Source organism: Stenotrophomonas sp. ESTM1D_MKCIP4_1 (assembly GCF_003086895.1).
Taxonomy (GTDB): Bacteria; Pseudomonadota; Gammaproteobacteria; order Xanthomonadales; family Xanthomonadaceae; genus Stenotrophomonas.
In genome coordinates this window covers 3,344,271-3,365,780 of sequence record NZ_CP026004.1, presented here as the reverse complement: position 1 = coordinate 3,365,780, position 21,510 = coordinate 3,344,271, and the positions used below count along the sequence as shown (strand labels likewise).

Annotated in this window: 20 protein-coding genes; 17 read left to right on the top strand and 3 right to left on the bottom strand. The window is 67.4% G+C overall.

Annotated elements, in window-relative coordinates; all coding sequences use genetic code 11:
* Positions 1 to 25: 25 nt before the first annotated feature.
* Together ggpS and C1924_RS15410 are read right to left on the bottom strand one after the other, a co-directional pair.
* The gene (gene ggpS / locus C1924_RS15415) at positions 26 to 2,275 is read right to left on the bottom strand and encodes a glucosylglycerol-phosphate synthase (RefSeq protein WP_108767086.1); all 2,250 of its coding nucleotides are present in this window, start codon (positions 2,273 to 2,275) and stop codon (positions 26 to 28) included.
* A 65-nt stretch (positions 2,276 to 2,340) separates the two neighbouring features.
* On the bottom strand, positions 2,341 to 3,582 hold the full coding sequence (locus tag C1924_RS15410; RefSeq protein ID WP_108766083.1) for an MFS transporter: 1,242 nt from the start codon (positions 3,580 to 3,582) through the stop codon (positions 2,341 to 2,343).
* Positions 3,583 to 3,716: 134 nt separating this feature from the next.
* On the opposite strand from C1924_RS15410, the gene C1924_RS15405 reads away from it, so the two are divergent.
* The 3 genes from C1924_RS15405 (at position 3,717) to C1924_RS15395 (ending at position 7,313) form a co-directional block, all read left to right on the top strand.
* Positions 3,717 to 4,946 (top strand): cation:proton antiporter, encoded by a 1,230-nt coding sequence (locus C1924_RS15405; RefSeq protein ID WP_108766082.1) that lies wholly within the window; start codon positions 3,717 to 3,719, stop codon positions 4,944 to 4,946.
* 103 nt (positions 4,947 to 5,049) lie between these two features.
* Positions 5,050 to 6,603: a glycosyltransferase family 39 protein gene (locus C1924_RS15400; protein WP_108767085.1), complete on the top strand. Its 1,554-nt coding sequence runs from the start codon at positions 5,050 to 5,052 to the stop codon at positions 6,601 to 6,603.
* Positions 6,604 to 6,671: 68 nt separating this feature from the next.
* A complete protein-coding gene (locus C1924_RS15395) occupies positions 6,672 to 7,313 on the top strand; it encodes a hypothetical protein (protein WP_108766081.1) in 642 nt (213 codons plus the stop codon).
* 83 nt (positions 7,314 to 7,396) lie between these two features.
* Here C1924_RS15395 and C1924_RS15390 read toward each other — a convergent pair whose 3' ends face one another.
* Positions 7,397 to 8,134, bottom strand: a complete 738-nt coding sequence (locus tag C1924_RS15390; RefSeq protein WP_108766080.1) for a DUF3011 domain-containing protein — start codon at positions 8,132 to 8,134, stop codon at positions 7,397 to 7,399.
* 159 nt (positions 8,135 to 8,293) lie between these two features.
* Here C1924_RS15390 and aspS point away from each other — a divergent pair, with 159 nt between their 5' ends.
* The 14 genes from aspS to tolB all read left to right on the top strand — a co-directional run bounded on the left by aspS (position 8,294) and on the right by tolB (position 21,488).
* Positions 8,294 to 10,045, top strand: a complete 1,752-nt coding sequence (aspS, locus tag C1924_RS15385; RefSeq protein ID WP_108766079.1) for an aspartate--tRNA ligase — start codon at positions 8,294 to 8,296, stop codon at positions 10,043 to 10,045.
* Positions 10,046 to 10,061: 16 nt separating this feature from the next.
* A complete protein-coding gene (locus tag C1924_RS15380) occupies positions 10,062 to 10,379 on the top strand; it encodes a DNA primase (protein WP_108766078.1) in 318 nt (105 codons plus the stop codon).
* Between the two features lie 32 nt (positions 10,380 to 10,411).
* Entirely contained in the window at positions 10,412 to 10,933 is a 522-nt protein-coding gene (locus tag C1924_RS15375; protein WP_108766077.1) for a GNAT family N-acetyltransferase, read from the top strand.
* A gap of 77 nt (positions 10,934 to 11,010) precedes the next feature.
* Complete coding sequence (locus tag C1924_RS15370) at positions 11,011 to 11,640, top strand: cobalamin adenosyltransferase (protein WP_108766076.1); 630 nt, start codon at positions 11,011 to 11,013, stop codon at positions 11,638 to 11,640.
* Positions 11,641 to 11,802: 162 nt separating this feature from the next.
* Complete coding sequence (locus C1924_RS15365) at positions 11,803 to 12,534, top strand: YebC/PmpR family DNA-binding transcriptional regulator (RefSeq protein ID WP_108766075.1); 732 nt, start codon at positions 11,803 to 11,805, stop codon at positions 12,532 to 12,534.
* Positions 12,535 to 12,639: 105 nt separating this feature from the next.
* Complete coding sequence (gene ruvC / locus C1924_RS15360; protein WP_108766074.1) at positions 12,640 to 13,161, top strand: crossover junction endodeoxyribonuclease RuvC; 522 nt, start codon at positions 12,640 to 12,642, stop codon at positions 13,159 to 13,161.
* Positions 13,162 to 13,174: 13 nt separating this feature from the next.
* A complete protein-coding gene (gene ruvA, locus C1924_RS15355; RefSeq protein WP_005410756.1) occupies positions 13,175 to 13,768 on the top strand; it encodes a Holliday junction branch migration protein RuvA in 594 nt (197 codons plus the stop codon).
* Positions 13,769 to 13,817: 49 nt separating this feature from the next.
* Positions 13,818 to 15,737 carry a potassium transporter Kup gene (locus C1924_RS15350; RefSeq protein ID WP_108766073.1) on the top strand — a complete coding sequence of 640 codons (1,920 nt, stop codon included), beginning with the start codon at positions 13,818 to 13,820 and terminating at the stop codon, positions 15,735 to 15,737.
* A 502-nt stretch (positions 15,738 to 16,239) separates the two neighbouring features.
* Positions 16,240 to 17,280 carry a Holliday junction branch migration DNA helicase RuvB gene (gene ruvB / locus C1924_RS15345; protein WP_079222898.1) on the top strand — a complete coding sequence of 347 codons (1,041 nt, stop codon included), beginning with the start codon at positions 16,240 to 16,242 and terminating at the stop codon, positions 17,278 to 17,280.
* Positions 17,270 to 17,701, top strand: a complete 432-nt coding sequence (gene ybgC, locus C1924_RS15340; RefSeq protein ID WP_108766072.1) for a tol-pal system-associated acyl-CoA thioesterase — start codon at positions 17,270 to 17,272, stop codon at positions 17,699 to 17,701. The genes ruvB and ybgC overlap by 11 nt, the downstream gene beginning before the upstream one ends.
* A gap of 10 nt (positions 17,702 to 17,711) precedes the next feature.
* Complete coding sequence (tolQ, locus tag C1924_RS15335; RefSeq protein ID WP_079222896.1) at positions 17,712 to 18,491, top strand: protein TolQ; 780 nt, start codon at positions 17,712 to 17,714, stop codon at positions 18,489 to 18,491.
* Positions 18,492 to 18,515: 24 nt separating this feature from the next.
* Positions 18,516 to 18,944: a protein TolR gene (gene tolR, locus C1924_RS15330; RefSeq protein WP_108766071.1), complete on the top strand. Its 429-nt coding sequence runs from the start codon at positions 18,516 to 18,518 to the stop codon at positions 18,942 to 18,944.
* Positions 18,934 to 19,992, top strand: coding sequence for a cell envelope integrity protein TolA (tolA, locus tag C1924_RS15325; protein WP_108766070.1), 1,059 nt, complete (start codon positions 18,934 to 18,936; stop codon positions 19,990 to 19,992). Before tolR ends, tolA begins: the two co-directional genes overlap by 11 nt.
* A 176-nt stretch (positions 19,993 to 20,168) precedes the next feature.
* Positions 20,169 to 21,488 carry a Tol-Pal system beta propeller repeat protein TolB gene (gene tolB / locus C1924_RS15320; RefSeq protein ID WP_108766069.1) on the top strand — a complete coding sequence of 440 codons (1,320 nt, stop codon included), beginning with the start codon at positions 20,169 to 20,171 and terminating at the stop codon, positions 21,486 to 21,488.
* Positions 21,489 to 21,510: the final 22 nt, after the last annotated feature.

Here is a 21,510-nt window from a genome sequence, read left to right as displayed (position 1 = left end):
TGGAAACGGATCCGACCCCGCTGCGTCAGCTGGCCGGTGTGCTGCTGCCTTCCACGGCCGCCAGGAAATCACGGCCCCAGCGATCCACGTCGTAGTACTCCACGATGCCCTGCAACTGGCGCAGCCGCGCGCTGGCTTCCTCCTCGGGCATCGACAAAGCCTGCAACAGGCCGGCGGCCAGATCGGCAGGGTCGTGCGGGTTGGTCAGCACGGCGCCCTTCAACTCTGCCGCCGCACCCGCGAACTCGCTCAGTACCAGCACGCCAGGCGTGCCTTCGATGCCCTGGGTGGCAATGAATTCCTTGGCCACCAGGTTCAGCCCATCGCGCAGCGGCGTGATCCACATCACCTGCGCGGCCGCGTAGTGCGCCACCACCTGCTCGAATGGCAGGGCCTGGGCGAAGAACCGCACCGGGGTCCAGTCCAGCCGCGAGAAGCGGCCATTGATGCGGCCTACCGCCTGTTCGATCTGGTTCTGCAGCGTGCGGTACACGGTCATCTCGCGCGCGGCGGGCACGCAGACCATCAGCAGGGTGACCTTGCCGCACTGTTCGGGGTGCTGTTCCAGCACACGCTCGAAGGCCTCCAGCTTGGCCAGGGTGCCTTTGGTGTAGTCCAGTCGTTCCACCGACAGCACCAGCTTGCGCGCGCCGATCTCACGGCGCAGCTTGAACAGATCATTGCGTACCTCGGCGCGCGCCAGCAGCGTGCGGATGCGGCGCACGTCGGTGCCGACCGGGTGCGCACCCAGCGCCACGTCGCGGTCGCCCACCCGCAGGCGGGTGGTCATGGTGTCCAGGCCAACCGCGCAGCCGTAGGTCAGGAAGCGTGGCGCACAGCTTTCCCAGGCCAGGCGCTCGGCGGGCATGGCGCCGCGCACCACGTCCACGAAGTTCTCCACCTGGCGCGGAATATGGAAGCCGATGTAATCGCAGCACAGCAGGCTGCCGATGATCTCGCGCCGCCACGGCACCACGTTGAACACATCGGCCGAGGGGAAGTAGGTGTGGTGGAAGAAGGCGATCTTCAGGTCCGGGCGCAGTTCGCGCAGCGCGGCCGGCACCATCCACAGGTTGTAGTCGTGGATCCACACGGTGGCGCCGTGCGCCGCTTCGTCGGCCACCGCCTCGGCGAACCGGCGGTTCACCTTCAGGAAGACCTGCCAGTCGTCTTCGCGGAACCGCGCGCGTTCCCAGAACACGTGCAGCATGGGCCAGAACGCTTCCTTGGAAAACCGCTTGTAGAAGATGTCCACATCCTGGCGGCTGAGCGGCACCCGGGTGGCACGCAGGGTCGGGTAGCGTTCCGCATCCACCTGCACATGGCGCTGGAACGGGCGGTGCTTGGGATCGTCGATGCCCCAGGCCACCCAGCTGCCGCGCTGGCCGCCCTCGAAGAAGCTCAGCAGCGACGGAATGATGCCGTTGGGCGAGCGTGGCGGCCGCTGCACCAGCGTGCCGTTTTCGATGGCTTCATCAAACGGCAGGCGGTGGTACACCATCACCAGTTCGGCGCCCTGTGCGCGGGCAGCCGCAGGTGCGTGCAGGAAGGGATCATCGGCGGCCAGCAGGCCGAAGTGCTCGATGGCTTCCAGGATGCCGCCGCAGCCCGGCTCGCGGGCATGGTAGGTGTGGGCCAGGTCGGCGGTGGCCGCCGTCAGTGCCGGTTCTGATTCACCCACGCACACACCGCGGAAGCCGGCCTGGTACATGGACAGGTCGTTCAAGGTATCGCCGGCCACCAGGATGCGCTCGCGCGGCAGTTCCAGCAGGCGCGCCAGTGCGGCCAGGGTGCGGCCCTTGTCGGTATCCGGCGGCAGGATGTCCAGGTAGCGATCAGCCGAATACAGCACGTCGCAGCCCAGCGCGTGCGCGGTCTGCTGGATCTGCTCGCGCAGCGGCGCCAGCGTGGCCGGATCGCAGAAGTAGGAGCAGCGCCGCTCCTGCGGAACATCCTGGCGCTGCAGCGCGGTGAACGGCCGCATCGCTTCGGCCACCACCTGTTCGCCCGGCCAGTGCGCGTCGATCATCGACTGCAGGGGTTGCAAGGGTTGCAGGGTATGGCCGTGGACCACGGTGGCGCCCACATCGCAGACGATGTAATCGGGCCGCGGAATGGCCGGGTCGGAGAGCAGTGGCATCACCGCTTCCAAGCCGCGCCCGGTGATGAACACCAGCGCGATGCCCGGGTGCTGGTCCACCAGCCGGTACAGGCGGTGGCGCTGGGCGGCGCTGCCGGCCAGGAAGGTGCCGTCCAGGTCGGTGGCCAGGATCAGCTGCGGCCCAGCGGCCGCGGTGTCGGAAAGAACGGGGTTCGGAATCAGGGTCGGGGACTCGACAGTCAATGCACTTCCTTCGTGGATACGGGGGGAGATTCGGTTTCCGGCATCAGTTCCAGCGCCGCAGGCGTGGTCCGCAGCATCGGCCGGAACGGTGCGGGATGCGTGCGCAGCCGCGCGTGGCGCAGCAGGCGCAGGGCGGTGAAGGCGGCCAGGGCGGTGAGCACCGCAGTGAAATACAGCGGCAGGGCCGGCGCGCCGTAGCGCTGCATCAGCACGCCGGCCAGCGCTGGGCCGATGGCCGCGCCGATGCCGTGCACCAGCAGCAGGCTGCTGCAGCCTGACAGCAGGTCGGGCGTGGGCAGGTAGTCCAGCATGTGCGCGACGGCGAACGGGTAGAGCGCAAAGGCGAGGCCGCCGTAGCAGAACACCAGTACGAATATCAGGTGTACCTGCTGCACAAGCGGCGGCAACGCGGCCAGTGCGGCCACGGCGGCAGCCACCAGGCTCAGGCACAGCAGGCCCAGGCGGCGATCATGGCCGTCGCTGATGCGGCCCAGCGGCCATTGCAGCAGCGCACCGCCGGCGATGGCTGCCAGCATGAACAACGGCACCTGCGTGCCGCGCAGGCCGATCTGTTCGGCGTAGACCGGCAGCAGACCCCAGAACGGCCCCATCGCCAGCCCGGACAGGCCAGCGGCCACCGTGGCAACCGGCGCCAGGGCGTACAGGCGTGCCAGCTTCAGCCGCGGCACGCTGGGCACCTCCGGTTGCTGCAGGCGGGTGGCAGTGACCGGCAGCATCGCCGCGCACACCAGCAGCGCGGTGAACGAGAACATCGTCGCCGCTCCGGCATCGCCGGCCAGCAGCAGTACCTGGCCCAGCGCCAGCGCCGACAGATTCACCATCATGTACACCGAGAACACCCGGCTGCGCCGCTGTGGATCAGGTTCGGCGTTCAGCCAGCTCTCGATCACGGTGTACAGGCCGACCAGCGCCACGCCGGTCACCACGCGCAGCAGCATCCAGCCGGCAGGGCTGATCCACAACGGGTGCAGCAGCACGGCCATGGTCGCCAGCGCCGCGTGGAAGGCGAATGCACGGCTGTGGCCGATGCGGCGGATCAACGGCGGGGCGGTGAAGGTGCCGATGAAATAGCCGGCGAAGTAGGCCGACATCACCCAGCCCAGGGTGCCGGCACTGAAGCCTTCCTGCCCGCCGCGCACGGCCAGCAGGGTGCCCAGCAGCCCGCTGCCGGTCAGCAGCAGCGCAACCCCCAGCAACAGCGCCGTCAGCCGCCACATGGGTGCGGCCTCGATGGAAGACGTGGAGAAAACACCTGTCCCACCCTAACACACCCGTATTTCAGACCCGTTCGATTTGCAGCGGCGCAGGTGCTCGCGCATGCTGCGCGCGTTCGTTCCACACGGAAGTCACGATGAGCCATGAACTGATCTACCTGCTGCTGATTTTCGCGCTGCTGGTCATTCCGCGCGCGCTGCAGCGCTTCAGCCTGCCGGCGCCGCTGACCTGCCTGCTGTTCGGCATCATCGCCATGCTGTGGCTGGGCGAACGTTCGCACGATGCGGTGATCGGCCTGCTGGCCACGCTGGGCATCTCCTCGCTGTTCCTGTTCGCCGGGCTGGAAGTGGATCTGGCTGCGCTGCGGCGCGGGCTGTGGCCACTGCTGGCGCATCTGGTCATCCGCAGTGCAACGCTGTTCGGCGTGGGCTGGGTGGCCTGGCGCTATGCAGACCTGCCATGGCAGGCCGCCGGCCTGCTGGCACTGGCGCTGCTGACACCCTCCACAGGCTTCATCATGGATTCGCTGTCGCGGCTTGGCCTGAGCGACGACGAGCGCTTCTGGGTCACCAGCAAGGCCATTGCCGGCGAACTGCTGGCGCTGGCGGCGCTGTTCGTGGTGCTGCAGGCGGGCGATCCCTGGCACATGGCACTGTCCAGCGGCGCGCTGCTGGCGATGCTGATCGGCCTGCCGCTGCTGTTCATCGCGCTGGGGCGCTGGGTGGCGCCGCACGCGCCGGGCTCGGAGTTTTCGCTGCTGGTGATGGTCGGCATGGTCGCCGCGTACATCACCTATCTGCTGGGCGTGTACTACCTCGTCGGCGCGTTCATCGCCGGCCTGGTGGCGCGCCTGCTGCACCAGCGCATGCCCTTGCTGGCGTCGCATGAGAACCTGCACGCGCTGCGGTTGTTCGCGTCCTTCTTCGTGCCGTTCTACTTCTTCAACGCCGGCACCAAGGTGCCCAGCGAAGCGCTGAGCTTCGAGGCGCTGGGGCTGGGCATCGTCATCACCCTGGTGGTGCTGCCGCTGCGCATCGGTGTGGTCTGGCTGCAGCGCCGGGTGATGTTCGGCGAGAGCTTCCGCAGCAGCCTGCGGGTTTCCGTGGCGCTGGCCCCCACGTTGATCTTCACCCTGGTGCTGGCGGCGATCATGCGGGAGCGCTTCCAGATTCCGGCGGTGCTGTTCGGTGCGCTGCTGTTGTATGCAGCGTTGACCACGCTGCTGCCTTCGCTGGTGTTCCGCACGCCGTTCGATGTCGATCCGATCGAGCAGGAGCCGCCCGGCGAGGGCGCCTCAGCCCCGGTCGCCGCGACCGAAGTCGTGCCTGCGACGCTGCCGGACCAGGCCGTGCCGCCGCGGCAGTGATCAGGCACCGCATGGGGAATATTGCGCTTCGCGCCCGCAACGCTGACACTGCGCCCCCTTGAGGCCGCCCGGTGCTGGGTGGCCCGTCCCGGGAGTCACGCGTCTGATGCAGGAAGCCAGCCCAGCCCGCCGTCTGTTGCCCGCCAGGATTCTGCTGGCGTATTCGATCGTGGCCCTCCTCGTGATGCTGGCCTGCAGCTGGTCGATGCCCCCCATCGAGGCCTCCGGATTCCGGCAGACCCAGACCGCACTGAGCATCGACTGGATGATGCGTGGGGGCCCCTTCCTGGCCTACCTGACGCCGGTGCTGGGTGCGCCGTGGTCGATACCCTTCGAGTTCCCGTTGTTCCAGTGGCTGGCCGCGATGCTGGCCAAGGCCACCGGCTTGAGTGCCGACAACAGCGGTCGCCTGCTCTCGACCCTGTTCCACCTGGGGTGCATCTGGCTGGTACACCGCATCTGCTGGGAAGTACGCCGCGATCGGGTGCTGGCCCTGTGCGTTGCGGGAGCGTTCGCGGTTTCGCCGTCGGCCCAGTTCTGGGGCCGTTCGGTGATGATGGAATCCACCGCAGTGTTCTTCGGCCTGTTGTTTGTCTGGTCGATGGCGCGCCTGTATCGGCAGCCGCGCGCCTGGGTGGGCGCAGTAGCCATCATCGCCGCGGTTCTCGGTGCGCTGGTCAAGATCACCACGTTCTTCGGCTTCGCGGCCTTCACCCTGCTGACCGTGGCCTGGGTGGTGCTGCGCGAGCATGGCTGGCGCCCACGGTGGCTGGCCGCGCACTGGACGCTGCTGGGGTGGGGCGCACTGGCTGCGTTCGCTGCCTTGGCCGCCATCCTGTGGTGGCTGCAGCACGCGGATGCGCTGAAGGCACAGTCGGTGCTGGGTGCACAGGTGACGTCCGCAAACCTGGGCGCGTTCAATTACGGCAGCCTGCAGCAGCGCCTGGATCCGGCCACATGGAGCGCGCTCTTCAAGAAGCGCTTCTCCGCGCCGGTCGGGTCGAACTGGGTGTTCGTCCTGTTCATCGCTGCCGGCCTGTCGATCCGGCGCATCCGCGTCCCGGTGCTGGTGCTGCTGCTCGGCTACCTGCTGCCGATGGCGGTATTCACCAACCTGCAGCTGGTGCACCCGTACTACCAGGTCGCGCAGCTGGTACTGGGCACCTCCATCGTCGGCCTGGTGCTGTGGTGGCTGGTCGAGCGCGGGGAGGCGGCCGGCACGCCACGTCGGGCCATCGCACTGGCCGTGTTCCTGTGCCTGTTGTCCGCAGGCTTCGGGCTGGTGAAGTCGTTGAAGGACATGAAGGAAGCGCGCGAGCCGACCCGCATCTCGCAGATCGCTGCGCTCATCCGCGCCGGCACGCCGGAGCAGGGCGTGGTGGTGGCCTTCGGTGACGACTGGTCCTCCGAGTTGCCCTACCGTTCCGGCCGTCGTGCCGTGATGATTCCCGATTGGGCTGCAGATACGGCACTGGCGGCGTTGGCGCACACCGACGATGCGCTCGGCGGCCTGCCGCTGGCGGCCCTGGTCGAATGCCCCAACAACGTCGGCACCTCGCCCGAGCGCGCGCAGTGGCAGGCGGCGATCGTGCAGCGCTACGCGCAGGGCGTGCCGGCGCAGGAGATCGGCGGCTGCCGGTTGTGGCTGCACCGCTAGCCGCTCGCGGCGTGCAGGGTGGGGCGCTGCGGTTTGCGCCCACCGCCCATGGCCGTTAGGGTTGGGGCATGAATGTACGTGCCCCTCTGCTTTCCATTGCCGCACTGTGCAGCCTGGCCGCCTGTTCGCAGCAGCCACCTGCCATCAACCACGATCTGTCCACGGCCCCGGCCGATGCCTTCATGGCCGCCATTGCCGCCCACTGCGGCCAGGCCTACGCCGGCAAGGTGGTGGAGGACACGCCGGCGCCGACCGGCCAGGATCCCTTCGCTGGCCAGCGCCTGGTGATGCACGTGCGCGGTTGCGCCGACCCGGGGCATGAGCTGCGCATCCCGTTCCATGTCGGCAATGACCATTCGCGGACCTGGATACTCACCCGCACCGAAAACGGCCTGAAGCTCAAGCACGACCACCGTCACGCCGATGGCAGCCCGGACGCCATCACCCTGTACGGCGGTGACAGCAAGCCGCCGGGAACCGCGGAACGCCAGCAGTTCCCGGCCGACGGCGATTCGGTGGCGATGTTCCGGCGTGGCGACATGCTGGCCTCGACCCACAATACCTGGGCGATGGAAGTGCAGCCGGACCAGCGCTTCGTCTATGAATTGACACGCCCGGAAGGGCGCCGCTTCCGGGTGGAGTTCGATCTGAGCAAGCCGGTGCCGCTGCCGCCGGCGCCGTGGGGCGACAGCGCCCCGCCGGCCCCCTGACCCAGGCCCGGGGTCAGATCCCGTGCCGCAGGCGCGGGCTCTGACCCCAGACGGAGAGCCGGCCAGGGCTCTGACCCCTTTCCTCAACGGGTACCGAACCGGGCCCGGCAGCCGTTGCTCACCCACACCCGGCCGCGCGAATAGCCCCAGCTGCGGCCTTCCTGGCAGGCGCTGCCGGACAGCTGCTGCTGCAGCACCGGGCGGCCCTGGCGCTCATCCCAGTCACAGTTCTGGGTGCGGTTGTCGTTGCTGCTGCAGGTGATGGAATAGTTGCTGTTGCCGCCGCCCCAGCCGCCGCCGTGGCCACCACCCCAGCCCCCGCGCGACTCGGCGAACTCGCCGCGGCAGCCGCGGTTGACCCAGATCGCGCCGTTGCGCACGCCCCAGGTCTGGCCCTCCACGCAGGCCGAGCCGGAAATCTGCCGGACCAGGGTGGCGCCGCGCCAGTTGGTGGGGCAGGTGCGTTCGCGGTTGTCCTGGCTCTCGCAGCGGATCGTGCCGCCGCTGCCGCCCCAGTTGCCGCCATTGCCGCCGCCCCAGCCGCCACGGCCCTCGACGAACTCGGCGCGGCAGCCATTGGTGACCCAGATGCTGCCGTTGCGGCTGCCCCAGGTACGGCCCTCCACGCAGGAGGAGCCGGACAGCTGGCGCACCATCTGCGCATTGCGCCAGCCGGTGTTGCAGACCCGCTCGCGGTTGTTCTGGCTTTCGCAGCGGACGACGCCGTTCTGCGCAGCGGCAGGGGCGGCGGGGAGGGTCAGCCCGGCAAGGGCGCCCACGGACAAGGTCAGGGCCAGACTGGCCAGGGACAGCGGTTTCATGGCGAATCCCTATACGGTGTGTGGTGCGCGACTATAAGGACCGGGCGGATAAAGCCCGTGTGACTGTCCGGATTTGCCCCGGCCGGGGCCTCGGCCGCAGAATACGAGGCTTTCCGGCCCCCGTCGGGCGCCGGCGTTCTCCAGCGGAGCTTTCCCCCCATGCGTACCCACTTCTGCGGCCTGGTCAATGAGACCCTGATTGGCCAGACTGTCACCCTCGCCGGCTGGACCGACGTGGCCCGTAACCAGGGCGGCGTCTGCTTCATCGATCTGCGCGATCATGAAGGCATCGTGCAGGTGACCGTCGAGGTCGACAACGCCGAAGTGTTCGCCGTGGCCGCTTCGCTGGGCTATGAGGACGTGCTGCAGGTCGAAGGCGTGGTGCGCGCCCGCCACGCGGTGAACGACAAGATCACCACCGGCAAGGTGGAAGTGATCGCCACTGCCATCACCGTGCTGAACAAGGCCGCCCCGCTGCCGTTCCATGCGCACGAGAACCCGGGCGAAGACACCCGCCTGAAGTACCGCTACCTGGACCTGCGCCGGCCGGAAATGCAGCGCATGCAGCGCACCCGCATCAAGCTGGTGCAGGCCCTGCGCCGCCACCTGGATGAGCGCGGCTTCCAGGACATCGAAACCCCGATCCTGACCAAGGCCACCCCGGAAGGCGCCCGCGACTTCCTGGTGCCCGCGCGCATGCACCCGGGTGAGTTCTACGCCCTGCCGCAGAGCCCGCAGCTGTTCAAGCAGATCCTGATGGTGGCCGGCTTCGACCGCTACTACCAGATCGCGCGCTGCTTCCGCGACGAAGCCCTGCGTGCCGACCGCCAGCTGGAATTCACCCAGCTGGACATGGAATTCGCCTTCGTGCGCGAGCGCGACGTGCAGGACTTCGTCGAGTCGATGATCCGCGCCATCTTCAAGGAAGTGGTCGACGTCGAGCTGGCCGCCACCTTCCCGCGCATGACCTGGGCCGAGGCGATGCGTCGCTACGGTTCGGACAAGCCGGACCTGCGCATCGCGCTGGAACTGGTGGACGTGGCCGAACTGGTCAAGGACAGCGAGTTCGCCGTGTTCACCGGCCCGGCCAATGATGCCGAAGGCCGCGTGGCCGCGCTGCGCATTCCGGGCGGCGCCACCCTGTCGCGCAAGCAGATCGACGAATACGCCGCTCACGCCGCCAAGTACGGTGCCAAGGGCCTGGCCTACATCAAGATCGCCGACAACGGCGAAGTCAGCTCGCCGATCCAGAAGTTCTTCAGCGAGGCATCCTTCGCGGCCCTGGTCGCCCACGTCGGCGCCGGCAACGGCGACATCGTGTTCTTCGGTGCCGGCGGCTACAACAAGGTGTCCGACTTCATGGGCGCCCTGCGCCTGAAGGCCGGCAAGGATTTCGGCCTGGTGGCCGACGGCTGGGCCCCGCTGTGGGTCACCGACTTCCCGATGTTCGAGTGGGACGAGGAAGAACAGCGTTACGTCGCCCTGCATCACCCCTTCACCGCGCCGGCCGTGGACGACATCGCCGACCTGCGCGCCAACGCCCGTACCGCCGTTTCGCGCGGCTACGACATGGTGCTCAACGGCAATGAAATCGGCGGCGGCTCGATCCGTATCCACCGCCCCGACATGCAGAGCGCCGTGTTCGAGCTGCTGGGCATCGGTGCAGAAGAAGCCCGTGCCAAGTTCGGCTTCCTGCTGGATGCGCTGAACTACGGCGCGCCGCCGCACGGCGGCATCGCCTTCGGCATCGACCGCATCGCCGCGCTGATGGCCGGCACCGAGTCCATCCGCGACGTCATCCCGTTCCCGAAGACCACCGGTGCGCAGGATCTGATGACCGATGCGCCGTCGCCGATCGTCGACACGCAGCTGGCCGAAGTGCACATCCAGGTTCGCCCCAAGACCAACTGATCAGGAGATCCAGGCAATGACCGAGTTTGCGTTTTCGCTGGAGTGGGAAAAGCTGGGCAATGAAGGCTCCGAGGCCAACCTGGTCACCGAGCGTGCACGTGTCTTCGGTGGTTGGCTGGTCCGTGTCGGTACCAACCCGGCGGCGATGGCCCTGACCTTCGTCGCCGACGGCGAAGGCCGCTGGGATGGTGAAGACTTCGGCGTCGAGGATTACGAAGACGACGAAGAGGAAGAGTTCGACGAGGACGAAGAAGAAGGCGAGGACGAGGACGAAGAGGAATACGAGGAAGAGGACGAGGAAGAGGACGAAACCGAGTCGCCGGAACGGGCTTGACCCCGACCGTCGCCCTGGCGTCAACTCGACCCATGTATTCCATCCGCCGCGCCACCGTGGACGATGCGCCGACTCTGTCGGCGCTGGCTGCCCGCACGTTCACCGAGACCTTCGGCCATCTGTACCCGCCGCAGCACCTGCAGGACTTCCTCGACACGTCCTACACGGTGGAGCGGCAGCGCACCATCCTGTCCCACCCCGATTACGCGGTGTGGCTGCTGGAGCTGGACGGGGAGGCGGTCGGCCATGCCGCCGCCGGCCCCTGCGGGTTGCCGCACCCGGACGTGAAGCCCGGCGACGGTGAGCTCAAGCGCCTGTACCTCATCAAGACCCAGCAGAGCTGTGGCTGGGGCAGCCGGTTGCTGGAAACCGCACTGGCCTGGCTCGAGCAGGAGGGTCCGCGCACCCTGTGGCTGGGAGTCTGGTCGGAAAACTTCGGGGCCCAGCGCTTCTACGCCCGTTACGGCTTCGAGAAGGCCGGCGAATACCTGTTCCCGGTTGGCGAAACCAACGACCTGGAATTCATCCTGCGCCGGGCCCCGCGCCCGGCGTGAGTTGTTCACCGGCGCTTGCCGGTCGATTCTGTTCAATCACCGTACGACCCGCCCCGCTGAACGCCAGGCTGCATCGCATGACTCCCCCCGTACTGCTTCTGCACGGCATCTGGAACGCCCGCGCCTGGGTCGGGCCACTGGCCTGGCGCCTGCGCGCGCGGGGTTTCCAGGTGCACACCTTCGGCTATTCCTCGGTGTTTGGCGGCCCCGACGTGGCCGTACCGCAACTGCTGGAGCGTCTGGCCGACGCTGGCCCGCTGTCGCTGGTCGGCCACAGCCTGGGTGGCCTGCTGGCGCTGGAGGCACTGCGCCGCCAGCCGCAGCTGGATGTGCAGCGGGTGGTCTGCCTGGGATCACCGCTGCGCGGCAGCGGCACGGCCCGGTCGCTGTCCGAACATGGCTGGGGCCTGGCCCTGGGCCGCAGCAGCGAACTGCTGCTCGATGGCCTGCCGGACTGGCAGGGCAGGGCGAAGGTCGGTCTGATCGCCGGTTCGGTACCGCATGGGCTGGGCAGCTTGCTGGGCGCGCTGGATGACGTATCCGACGGCACCGTGGCCCTGGCCGAGACCCGCCTGCCGGGCCTGGCCGACCACTGCGTGGTGCGCACCAGCCACAGCGGCCTGGTGGTATCGCCCGACGCCGCGCGGCAGACCGCGCATTTCCTGCGCCACGGCCAGTTCGACCACAGCCGCGCCGCCGCCGCCTGAACCCGTGGGTGCGAACCTCTCCCTCTGGTGGGTGCGAACCGTTGGTTCGCACGCTCCCCACCGGCCATGCCCCGGCGGCATCTCTGCTCCCTAGACACGGTTGCCGCCGCCGATCAGGTAGAATCCGCGCCTTGATCCTGAAGCAGCCAGACGGTAGCACCCATGGGTAGAGGCCCCTCCATCGAAGCCCGCAAGAACGCGTCCGACGCGAAGCGTGGCAAGATTTTCACCAAGATCATCCGCGAGATCAGCGTTGCTGCGCGCGGCGGTGGAGGCGACCCCAACAACAACCCGCGCCTGCGCGTGGCCATGGACAAGGGTCTGGGCGTGAACATGTCCAAGGACGTGATCGAGCGCGCCATCAAGAAGGCCACCGGTGAACTGGAAGGCGTCGATTACGAGGAAATCCGCTACGAGGGCTACGCCCCGGGCGGCGTGGCCGTCATCGTCGACTGCCTGACCGACAACCGCGTGCGCACCGTGGCCGATGTCCGCCACGCGTTCAGCAAGTGCGGCGGCAACATGGGCACCGAAGGTTCGGTCGCTTTCATGTTCAAGCGCCTGGGCGTGCTGCACTTCGCTGCGGGCGCCGATGAAGAAGCCATCACCGAGGCCGCCATCGAGGCCGGCGCGGATGACATCGTGGTCTACCCGGACGACGGCTCGATCGACGTGGTCACCAGTCCGGACGCGTTCAACGCGGTCAAGGACGGGATGGCCGCCGCCGGCCACGTCGCCGACCACGCCGAGATCACCTTCCGCGCGGACAACGACATCAAGGTCGAAGGCGACGTCGCTCTGCAGGTCAAGAAGCTGCTGGACATGCTGGAAGACCTGGACGACGTGCAGGACGTGTACTCCAACGCCGAACTCGGCGCCGACGCCTACGCCTGAACCGTCCTCGACGGTCTGGGCGCGGGCCGTTGAACGGTCACCGCGGACAGTCATGAACCCATTGCCCTGCCAGCGTTTCCCGTTCCGCCCGGCCAGGAGCGCCGCATGACCCGCATCCTCGGCATCGACCCCGGTTCGCAGCGGACCGGGGTCGGCATCATTGACGTCGATGCCACCGGCAAGGTCAGCCACGTGCATCACCAGCCGCTGGTGCTGCTGGGTGCCGACGATTTCCCCCAGCGCATGAAGCTGCTGGTGCTGGGCCTGGCCGATCTGTGCCGGGAGTACCAGCCGGACGAAGTGGCCATCGAAAAGGTCTTCATGGCCCGCAACCCCGATTCGGCGCTGAAGCTGGGCCAGGCCCGTGGCGCGGCCATTTCGGCCGTGGTGCTGCGCGACCTGCCGGTGCACGAATACGCCGCCAGCGAGATCAAGCTCGCCGTGGTCGGGCGCGGTGGCGCTGAAAAGCAACAGGTTCAACACATGGTCGGGCTCATGCTCAACCTGAAAACCAAGCTGCAGGCCGACGCGGCCGACGCGTTGGCGGTGGCGATCACCCATGCCCACGTAAGGGCGACGGCCAACCGCCTGGGGCTCAGTGCCCGCCAGGCGTGGGGCCGCAAATGAGGAGCTGCACGCAATGATCGGTCGACTGCGCGGCATCGTCGCCTACAAGGCGCCGCCGTGGCTGGTGGTGGATGTGAACGGGGTGGGCTACGAACTGGAGGCGCCGATGAGCACCTTCTACGACCTGCCCGAGCTTGGCCGCGAGGTCACCCTGTACACCCACTATTCGCAGAAGGAAGACAGCGTTTCGCTGTATGGCTTCCTGCGCGAAGGGGAGCGCCGGCTGTTCCGCGACGTGCAGAAGGTCAGCGGCATCGGCGCGAAGATCGCGCTGGCCGTGCTGTCCGGCGTCACCGTCGAGGAATTCGCACGCATGGTGCAGGCCGGTGACATCACCGCGCTGACCCGCATTCCCGGCATCGGCAAGAAGACCGCCGAGCGCATGGTGCTGGAACTGCGCGACCGCGCCGCCCAGTTCGGTGCCGGCGGCGCACTGCCCACCGGCAGCGGCCCGGCCCCGGCCGATCCGCTGTCCGACGCCACCGTGGCCCTGCAGCAGCTGGGTTACAAGCCGGCTGAAGCGGCGCGCATGGCCCGTGATGCCTTCAATGAAGGCGACGAAGTGGCCACTGTCATCCGCAAGGCCCTGCAATCGGCGCTGCGCTGAAGCGTACCGCCTCCCACCTTCCAACCGCCTGAGCTTCGCCAGGAGAGCCATGTCCAGCAGTCAAACCCCGCACGCAGCCGCCCCCGGCGGCCATGGTCACGCCCCCCCGGCCGGGGGACTGGCGCTGATCATCGGTGCGATCGGTGTGGTCTTCGGCGATATCGGTACCAGCCCGCTGTACACCCTGAAGGAAGCGTTCTCGCCGCACTACGGGCTCAACAGCGACCATGACACCGTGCTGGGCGTGCTGTCGCTGGCGTTCTGGGCGCTGAACATCGTGGTCACCCTGAAGTACGTGACCATCATCATGCGCGCCGACAACGACGGCGAGGGCGGCATCATGGCGCTGATGGCACTGACCCAGCGCACCCTGCGCAACGGCTCGCGCTCGGCCTATGTGGTCGGCATCCTCGGCATCTTCGGCGCCTCGCTGTTCTTCGGCGATGGTGTCATCACCCCGGCCATTTCCGTGCTGGGCGCGGTGGAAGGCCTGGAGGTGGCCGCCCCGGGCCTGCACGCCTTCATCGTACCCATCACCGTGGTGGTGCTGCTGGCCGTGTTCGCGGTGCAGCGCTTCGGCACCGAGAAGATCGGCAAGCTGTTCGGGCCGATCACCTCCATCTGGTTCATCTCGCTGGCCGCCATCGGCATCTACAACATCTTCGATTCGCCGGAAGTGCTGAAGGCCTTCAATCCGTGGTGGGCCATCCGTTTCTTCATGGACCACAGCTGGCACGGCATCTTCATCCTGGGCGCGGTGGTGCTGGCCGTTACCGGTGGTGAAGCGCTGTACGCCGACATGGGCCACTTCGGTGCCAAGCCAATCCGCCACGCCTGGTACTTCTTCGTGCTGCCGTGCCTGGTGCTGAACTACCTGGGGCAGGGCGCTCTGGTGCTCAACCACCCCGAGGCGGTGAAGAACCCGTTCTTCGAGGCCGTGCCGGACTGGGCGCTGTACCCGATGATCATCCTGGCCACCATGGCCGCGGTGATCGCCTCGCAGTCGGTCATCACCGGCGCGTTCTCGGTATCGCGCCAGGCCATGCAGCTGGGCTACATCCCGCGCATGCGCATCAAGCACACCTCGCACGACACCATCGGCCAGATCTACATCCCCGGCATCAACTGGGGCATCGCGGTGATGGTCATCGGCCTGGTGCTGGCGTTCCGCAGCTCGTCCAACCTGGCCGTGGCGTACGGCATCTCGGTGTCGGCCACCATGCTCATCGACACCCTGCTGCTGGCCCTGGTGGCCCGCTCGCTGTGGCCGAAGGCGCGCAACTGGATCCTGCCGCTGTGCGTGGTGTTCTTCATCATCGACCTGGGCTTCGTCATCGCCAACGGCGCCAAGCTGCTGCAGGGCGCCTGGTTCCCGGTGGTGCTGGGCATCTTCCTGTTCACCATGATGCGCACCTGGCGCCGTGGCCGCGAACTGCTGCGCGATGAGATCCGCAAGGACGGCATCCGCATCGACACCTTCCTGCCGGGCCTGATGCTGGCGCCGCCGGTCCGCGTGCCGGGCACGGCGGTATTCCTCACTGCCGACCCGACCGTGGCCCCGCACGCGCTGATGCACAACCTCAAGCACAACAAGGTGCTGCACGAGCGCAACGTGTTCCTGCACGTGGAAACCCTGCCCATTCCCTATGCAGTGGAAGGGCAGCGGCTGAAGATCGAATCGGTGGGCGATGAGTTCTACCGGGTCTACGTGCGTTTCGGTTTCATGGAAACGCCGGACGTGCCCTTGGCACTGATGCGTTCGTGCGACCACGGCGGCATCTATTTCGACCCGATGGACACCACCTTCTTCGCCAGCCGCGAAACCATCGTGGCCACCGCCAACCGCGGCATGCCGATCTGGCGCGACAAGCTGTTCGCGCTGATGCATCGCAACGCCGCCCCGGCCACCGGCTTCTTCCGCATTCCGGGCAACCGTCTGGTGGAACTCGGCGCGCAGGTGGAGATTTAATCTCCACCTGCGCTACGCCCCACGATTTGCTACGCAAACCGCAGGCCCCGCGCGCATTCCACCTTATCCCCCCGCCTATCGGCGCGCCCCCTTGAACAACAAGGGGGCTCCTCTTGCGGAGATGCTGCGTGCCTGAAACTGAGCCCGCTCTCCTGCTCTGTTCCATCCACGCATGGCGTGGATCTACCGTGTCGACCAAGGTCGACACCTACCAGATCCGACCCCGCGCCCACCAACGGTCGGCACCCATCAAAGCAGAACGCCGTTCCGACAGACCGCAGCAAACTGTCGACGGCGGGGTGGGTCCGGTTGCGGGGGCGTAAGCCGCATGGATGCGGCGACCGAGCTTACATGGACGTACTTGCAGCGTCCCCCGCAACCGGACCCACCCCGCCATTCCCCAGGAAGCCCGCTTCGGCAGTTGCTCTGGATGTTGCCGTTGCCTCTGCGGGTGCCGGGCGCAGCCCGGCAGAAACCCGTACTTTTGCCGCATAATCAGCAAATGACTGACGACCGCATCATCGGCGCCGGCGCCACCCGCGAGGATGACGCCGCCGACGCCAGCATCCGACCCAAGCGACTGGCCGATTACCTCGGCCAGGCCCCGGTGCGCGAGCAGATGGAAATCTACATCCAGGCCGCCAAGGCCCGTGGCGACGCGCTCGACCACGTGCTCATCTTCGGGCCGCCCGGCCTCGGCAAGACCACCCTCAGCCACGTCATCGCCAACGAACTGGGCGTGGCGCTGCGGGTCACCTCCGGCCCGGTGATCGAAAAGGCCGGCGACCTGGCCGCGCTGCTGACCAACCTGCAGCCGCACGATGTGCTGTTCATCGACGAAATCCATCGCCTGTCACCGGTGGTCGAAGAAGTGCTGTACCCGGCGATGGAAGACTTCCAGATCGACATCATGATCGGCGAGGGCCCCGCAGCCCGCTCGATCAAGATCGACCTGCCGCCGTTCACCCTCATCGGTGCCACCACCCGCGCCGGCCTGCTGACCGCGCCGCTGCGCGACCGCTTCGGCATCGTCCAGCGCCTGGAGTTCTACAGCGTCGAGGAACTCACCCGCATCGTGCGCCGTTCGGCGGCCATCCTGGCCATCGACTGCACCGCCGACGGGGCAGGGGAGATCGCCCGCCGTGCGCGTGGCACCCCGCGTATCGCCAACCGCCTGCTGCGCCGCGTGCGCGACTACGCCCAGGTCAAGGCCGGCGGCCACATCGACGAAGCCGTCGCCCAGGCCGCCATGAAAATGCTCAAGGTCGACCCGGAAGGCTTCGACGAGCTTGACCGGCGCCTGCTGAAAACCATGGTCGACTACTTCGATGGCGGCCCGGTCGGCATCGAATCCCTCGCCGCAGCCCTGTCCGAAGAGCGCGGCACGCTGGAAGACGTGGTCGAGCCCTACCTGATCCAGCAGGGCTTCCTGGTGCGTACCGCGCGTGGCCGCATGGCCACCCACAAGGCCTACCGGCACATGGGCCTGAAGCCCAAGAACCCGCCGCAGGACCTGTTTGCGGAGGTTCCCGATGTCGGTTGAGCCCCGATTCAGTTGGCCGACACGCATTTACTGGGAAGATACGGACGCTGGCGGGGTGGTCTACCACGCCCGCTACGTGGCCTTCATGGAACGGGCCCGGACCGAATGGATGCGCGCGCTGGGCTACGGCCAGGAGCGCATGCGCAGCGAGCACGGCATGGTGTTCGCGGTGCGTTCGATGCAGATGGACTTCATCAAGCCGGCCCGGCTGGATGACGCCCTGCAGGTGAGCGCCACCCTGGTCCAGCTGAAGAAGGCCAGCATGGTCTTCGACCAGCGGGTCGAACGCGACGGCGAACTGCTGCTGTCTGCCCAGGTCCGCATCGCTGCACTGGACGCGGCCAGTTTCCGCCCGCGTGGCATGGACGACATCGTCCTGGCCGCGCTGCAACCCCACCTCCACCCCGAATCCGAACTTTGAGGAACAACGGATGATCGCAACGCTCCTGGCCCTGCAGGCCACGGTCACCGAGGCACTGCCGGCCGATGTCAGCAACGCCGCGACCCAGACCCTTGCCCAGGCCACCACCGGCGGCGGCATCAACTACCTCGAACTGATGGCCAAGGCCAGCCTGCCGGTGAAGATCATCGTGCTGCTGCTGCTGGTCGGCTCGTTCGTCAGCTGGGTGATCATTTTCCGCAAGGCCCGCGTGTTCAAGCAGGCCACCCGCGAAGCGGACGAGTTCGAGAACCGCTTCTGGTCCGGTGCCGACCTGGGCAAGCTGTACAGCTCGGCCACCGACCGCAGCCGCAACGTGGGGGGGCTGGAAGCCATCTTCGAGGCCGGCTTCCGCGAATACAGCCGCCTGCGCGACAAGCGTCGGCTGGATGGCCGCGCGCAGCTGGAAGGCGCCCAGCGCGCCATGCGCACCACCTACACCCGTGAAGTGGACCAGCTCGAACGCAACCTCGAACTGCTGGCCAACATCGGCTCCACCGCCCCGTACGTGGGCTTGGTCGGCACCGTGTTCGGCATCATGGTCACCATGCACGACATGATCAGCAGCGGTGCCCAGGCCGGTATCGCCGCCGTGGCGCCGGGCATTTCCGAGGCCCTGTTCGCCACCGCCATCGGCCTGTTCGTGGCCATCCCGGCGGTGTGGGCCTACAACCGCTTCACCACCCGCGTGGAACGCATGTCGGTGCGGTTCGAGACCTTCGCCGAAGAGTTCAGCTCGATCCTGCAGCGCCAGAGCGCTGGCGACGAGTAAGCGACTGACCCGGGAGTCCAAGCCATGTCCGCTGCCATCGGCCGCCGCAAGCGCCGCAAGCTGAAATCGGAAATCAACGTCGTTCCCTACATCGACGTCATGCTGGTGCTGTTGATCATCTTCATGGTCACCGCGCCGCTGCTTACCCTGAGCTTCGATGTCGACCTGCCGCAGTCCAACGCCAAGGCGCTGGAAAGCAAGCAGGATCCGCTGATCGTCTCGGTGCGCCAGGACGGCCAGCTCAGCCTGAAACTGCCCGACGCCAAGGAGCCGGCCGCCGTCAGCGCCGAGGAACTGGAAGGCCGCCTGGCCGGTATCGCCGCACAGGACAAGAATGTGCGCGTGATCGTCGCCGCCGACCGTGCCGTGGCCTATGAAAAGGTCATCGCTGCGATGGATGTCATCAAGCGCGCCAAAGTCGACAAGGTAGGCCTGGCCACCGATGCACGCTGACACCCTGCCACCGCCGCACAAGCAGGAACCGGGCTGGGGCCTGCCGTTGGCCCTGGCCGTGCTGGTGCACCTGCTGGTCGCGCTGGTGTTCATCGTGGCCTGGCTGTGGTCGCCGGAGCGCAATACCGAAGCCGCCGCCGGCGATCCGTCGGTCGAGGCCAGCCTGTCGCTGTCTTCGTCCGAGGCCGCCGCCGCGCGCCAGGCCCTGCGCCAGTCGGAGAAGCTGGAAGACCTGCCCGCACCGGTGCCCGAGCCGGTGCCGGTCGCCGTGCCCGAAGACACCATTCCGCCGCCGCAGCCCATCGAGGAACCGCGCCCGCAGGATGCGCCCACGCCGCAGCAGCAACAGGCGCAGGAGCGCGTGGCCCAGCCGGACACCAAGGACCAGGAAGCGGCCAACGCCCTGGCCATCTCGCAGGAAAAGGCCAAGCAGGAGCAGGAAGCCAAGCGCCGCCAGGAGCAGATCGATCTGACCGAGCGCAAGCGCCAGGAAGAAGCCGAGCAGAAGGCACGCCTGGCCAAGCAGCAGGAAGAGGACGCCAAAAAGAAGATCGCCGAGCAGCAGAAGGTGGCGGCCGACAAGGCCGAGGCCGATCGGCAGAAGAAGATCGCCGACATCCGCGCCAAGCGCGAGCAGGCTGAAAAGGAAGCCAAGCTGGCCGAGCAGAAGCTGCGCCAGGTGGCCGCCGCCCGCAATGCCGCAGGCGCCGCTGCAGCCAGCAACAGCAGTCAGGCCCAGCCGGCCGGTGGCGGCGGGGGCACCAGCGATGATCTTTCGGCCAAGTACGCCGCGGCGATCCAGGCCAAGGTGCGCGATGCCTGGACGCGTCCGGACAGCGTGCCGCTGGGCCAGCGCTGCCAGGTGACCATCACCCAGATTCCGGGCGGCCAGGTGCTGCAGGCCAAGGTGGGCGCCAACTGCCCGTATGACGAGGCCGGCAAGCGCTCGATCGAAGCGGCGGTGCTCAATGCCCAGCCCCTGCCGTACCGGGGCTTCGAGTCGGTGTTCAACCGCACGCTCAACCTGACCTTCACTGCGCAGGACTGAGGGCGGGTCCATGGACAGCCCCGTCCGCACGTCACGCGGCGGGGCGCTGAAGTTAACTGCGCGTGACAGTCCGCTGGCACTGACCCGGAATTCACGTACCCTTGGTTCATGATTGCGAAGCGGTTCACTCCCGTTTTGTTATCCATCTGTCCGGTTTCCCCTTTATTGAGCGCTCCATGAAGAAGATGCCTCGCTGGCTTGCCGTGTTTGCGGCCCTGTTGTTGCCTTTCGCTGCCGTCGCGCAGCAGAAGGGGCTGGATATCGACATCATCGGCGGCAATGCCTCCGCGCTGCCGATCACCGTCGTGCCGATGCCCTACCAGGGTTCGGCGGGCGCCCCGCAGACCGACGTGGCCGGCGTTGTCCGCGCCGACCTGGAGCGTTCGGGCCAGTTCCGCACGCTGCCCGAAGCGCAGATCGTGGAAAAGCCGACCCGTGGCGGTGAGATCCAGTTCCCGACCTGGCGCGCGCTGAAGCAGAACTACATCGTGGTCGGCCGGGTGATGGACGCCGGTGCCGGCGCCTACCGTGTGGAATATGAACTGTTCGACGTGCCCAAGGGCGAGCGCCTGCTGGGCCTGGCCATGACCGCACGCGGCAATGCCATGCGTGATGTGGCCCACCAGATGGCCGATGCCATCTACGAAAAGATCACCGGTGTGCGCGGCGCCTTCTGGACCCGCATCGCCTACGTCACCGCCAGCGGCAAGGGCGATGCCATGCGCTATGCGCTGATGGTGGCCGATTCGGATGGCTACAACCCGCAGACCATCGTCCGCTCGGCCGAGCCGCTGCTGTCGCCGTCGTGGAGCCCGGATGGCGGCAAGCTGGCCTATGTCAGCTTCGAGCGTGGCAATTCGGCCATCTACATCCAGAACATCTCCACCGGCGCCCGTGAGCTGGTTACCAGCTTCCGCGGCATCAACAGCGCCCCGGCGTTCTCGCCGGATGGCCGCAAGCTGGCCCTGACCCTGTCCCGTTCGGGCAACCCGGAAATCTACGTCATGGACCTGGGCAGCAAGCAGCTGACCCAGCTGACCAATCACTTCGCCATCGATACCGAGCCGACCTGGGCCCCGGACGGCAGCGCGGTGTACTTCACCTCCGACCGTGGCGGCCGTCCGCAGGTCTACAAGGTGGGTGCGGGCGGCGGCAGCGCCGAGCGCGTGACCTTCCAGGGCAACTACAACGCCAAGCCTTCGGTGTCCTATGACGGCAAGAAGATCGCCGTGGCACAGGGCTCGGGCAACAGCTACAAGATCGCGGTGATGGACAGCTCGCTGGGCTCCCCGCGCTGGAACACCCTGTCGGTCGGCTCGCTGGACGAGTCGCCGAGCTTCGCCCCCAACGCCAGCATGGTGCTGTACGCCGCTCGCGAAGGTGGCCGTGGTGTGCTGTATGCCGTCTCGGCTGATGGGCGCGTCCGCCAGCGCCTGGTCCTGGCCGATGGTGATGTGCGCGAACCGGCATGGTCCCCATACCGTACCCAGCGCTAAAAGAGTGTTAATATTTTCGCTG

What these genes read in the sequence shown, in the direction of transcription:
- C1924_RS15410 (WP_108766083.1), bottom strand. Translation starts at nt 3,582, where the DNA reads ATGTGGCGGCTGACGGCGCTGTTGCTGGGGGTTGCGCTGCTGCTGACC.
- C1924_RS15405 (WP_108766082.1), top strand. Translation starts at nt 3,717, where the DNA reads ATGAGCCATGAACTGATCTACCTGCTGCTGATTTTCGCGCTGCTGGTC.
- C1924_RS15395 (WP_108766081.1), top strand. Translation starts at nt 6,672, where the DNA reads ATGAATGTACGTGCCCCTCTGCTTTCCATTGCCGCACTGTGCAGCCTG.
- C1924_RS15390 (WP_108766080.1), bottom strand. Translation starts at nt 8,134, where the DNA reads ATGAAACCGCTGTCCCTGGCCAGTCTGGCCCTGACCTTGTCCGTGGGC.
- aspS (WP_108766079.1), top strand. Translation starts at nt 8,294, where the DNA reads ATGCGTACCCACTTCTGCGGCCTGGTCAATGAGACCCTGATTGGCCAG.
- C1924_RS15380 (WP_108766078.1), top strand. Translation starts at nt 10,062, where the DNA reads ATGACCGAGTTTGCGTTTTCGCTGGAGTGGGAAAAGCTGGGCAATGAA.
- C1924_RS15375 (WP_108766077.1), top strand. Translation starts at nt 10,412, where the DNA reads ATGTATTCCATCCGCCGCGCCACCGTGGACGATGCGCCGACTCTGTCG.
- C1924_RS15370 (WP_108766076.1), top strand. Translation starts at nt 11,011, where the DNA reads ATGACTCCCCCCGTACTGCTTCTGCACGGCATCTGGAACGCCCGCGCC.
- C1924_RS15365 (WP_108766075.1), top strand. Translation starts at nt 11,803, where the DNA reads ATGGGTAGAGGCCCCTCCATCGAAGCCCGCAAGAACGCGTCCGACGCG.
- ruvC (WP_108766074.1), top strand. Translation starts at nt 12,640, where the DNA reads ATGACCCGCATCCTCGGCATCGACCCCGGTTCGCAGCGGACCGGGGTC.
- ruvA (WP_005410756.1), top strand. Translation starts at nt 13,175, where the DNA reads ATGATCGGTCGACTGCGCGGCATCGTCGCCTACAAGGCGCCGCCGTGG.
- C1924_RS15350 (WP_108766073.1), top strand. Translation starts at nt 13,818, where the DNA reads ATGTCCAGCAGTCAAACCCCGCACGCAGCCGCCCCCGGCGGCCATGGT.
- ruvB (WP_079222898.1), top strand. Translation starts at nt 16,240, where the DNA reads ATGACTGACGACCGCATCATCGGCGCCGGCGCCACCCGCGAGGATGAC.
- ybgC (WP_108766072.1), top strand. Translation starts at nt 17,270, where the DNA reads ATGTCGGTTGAGCCCCGATTCAGTTGGCCGACACGCATTTACTGGGAA.
- tolQ (WP_079222896.1), top strand. Translation starts at nt 17,712, where the DNA reads ATGATCGCAACGCTCCTGGCCCTGCAGGCCACGGTCACCGAGGCACTG.
- tolR (WP_108766071.1), top strand. Translation starts at nt 18,516, where the DNA reads ATGTCCGCTGCCATCGGCCGCCGCAAGCGCCGCAAGCTGAAATCGGAA.
- tolA (WP_108766070.1), top strand. Translation starts at nt 18,934, where the DNA reads ATGCACGCTGACACCCTGCCACCGCCGCACAAGCAGGAACCGGGCTGG.
- tolB (WP_108766069.1), top strand. Translation starts at nt 20,169, where the DNA reads ATGAAGAAGATGCCTCGCTGGCTTGCCGTGTTTGCGGCCCTGTTGTTG.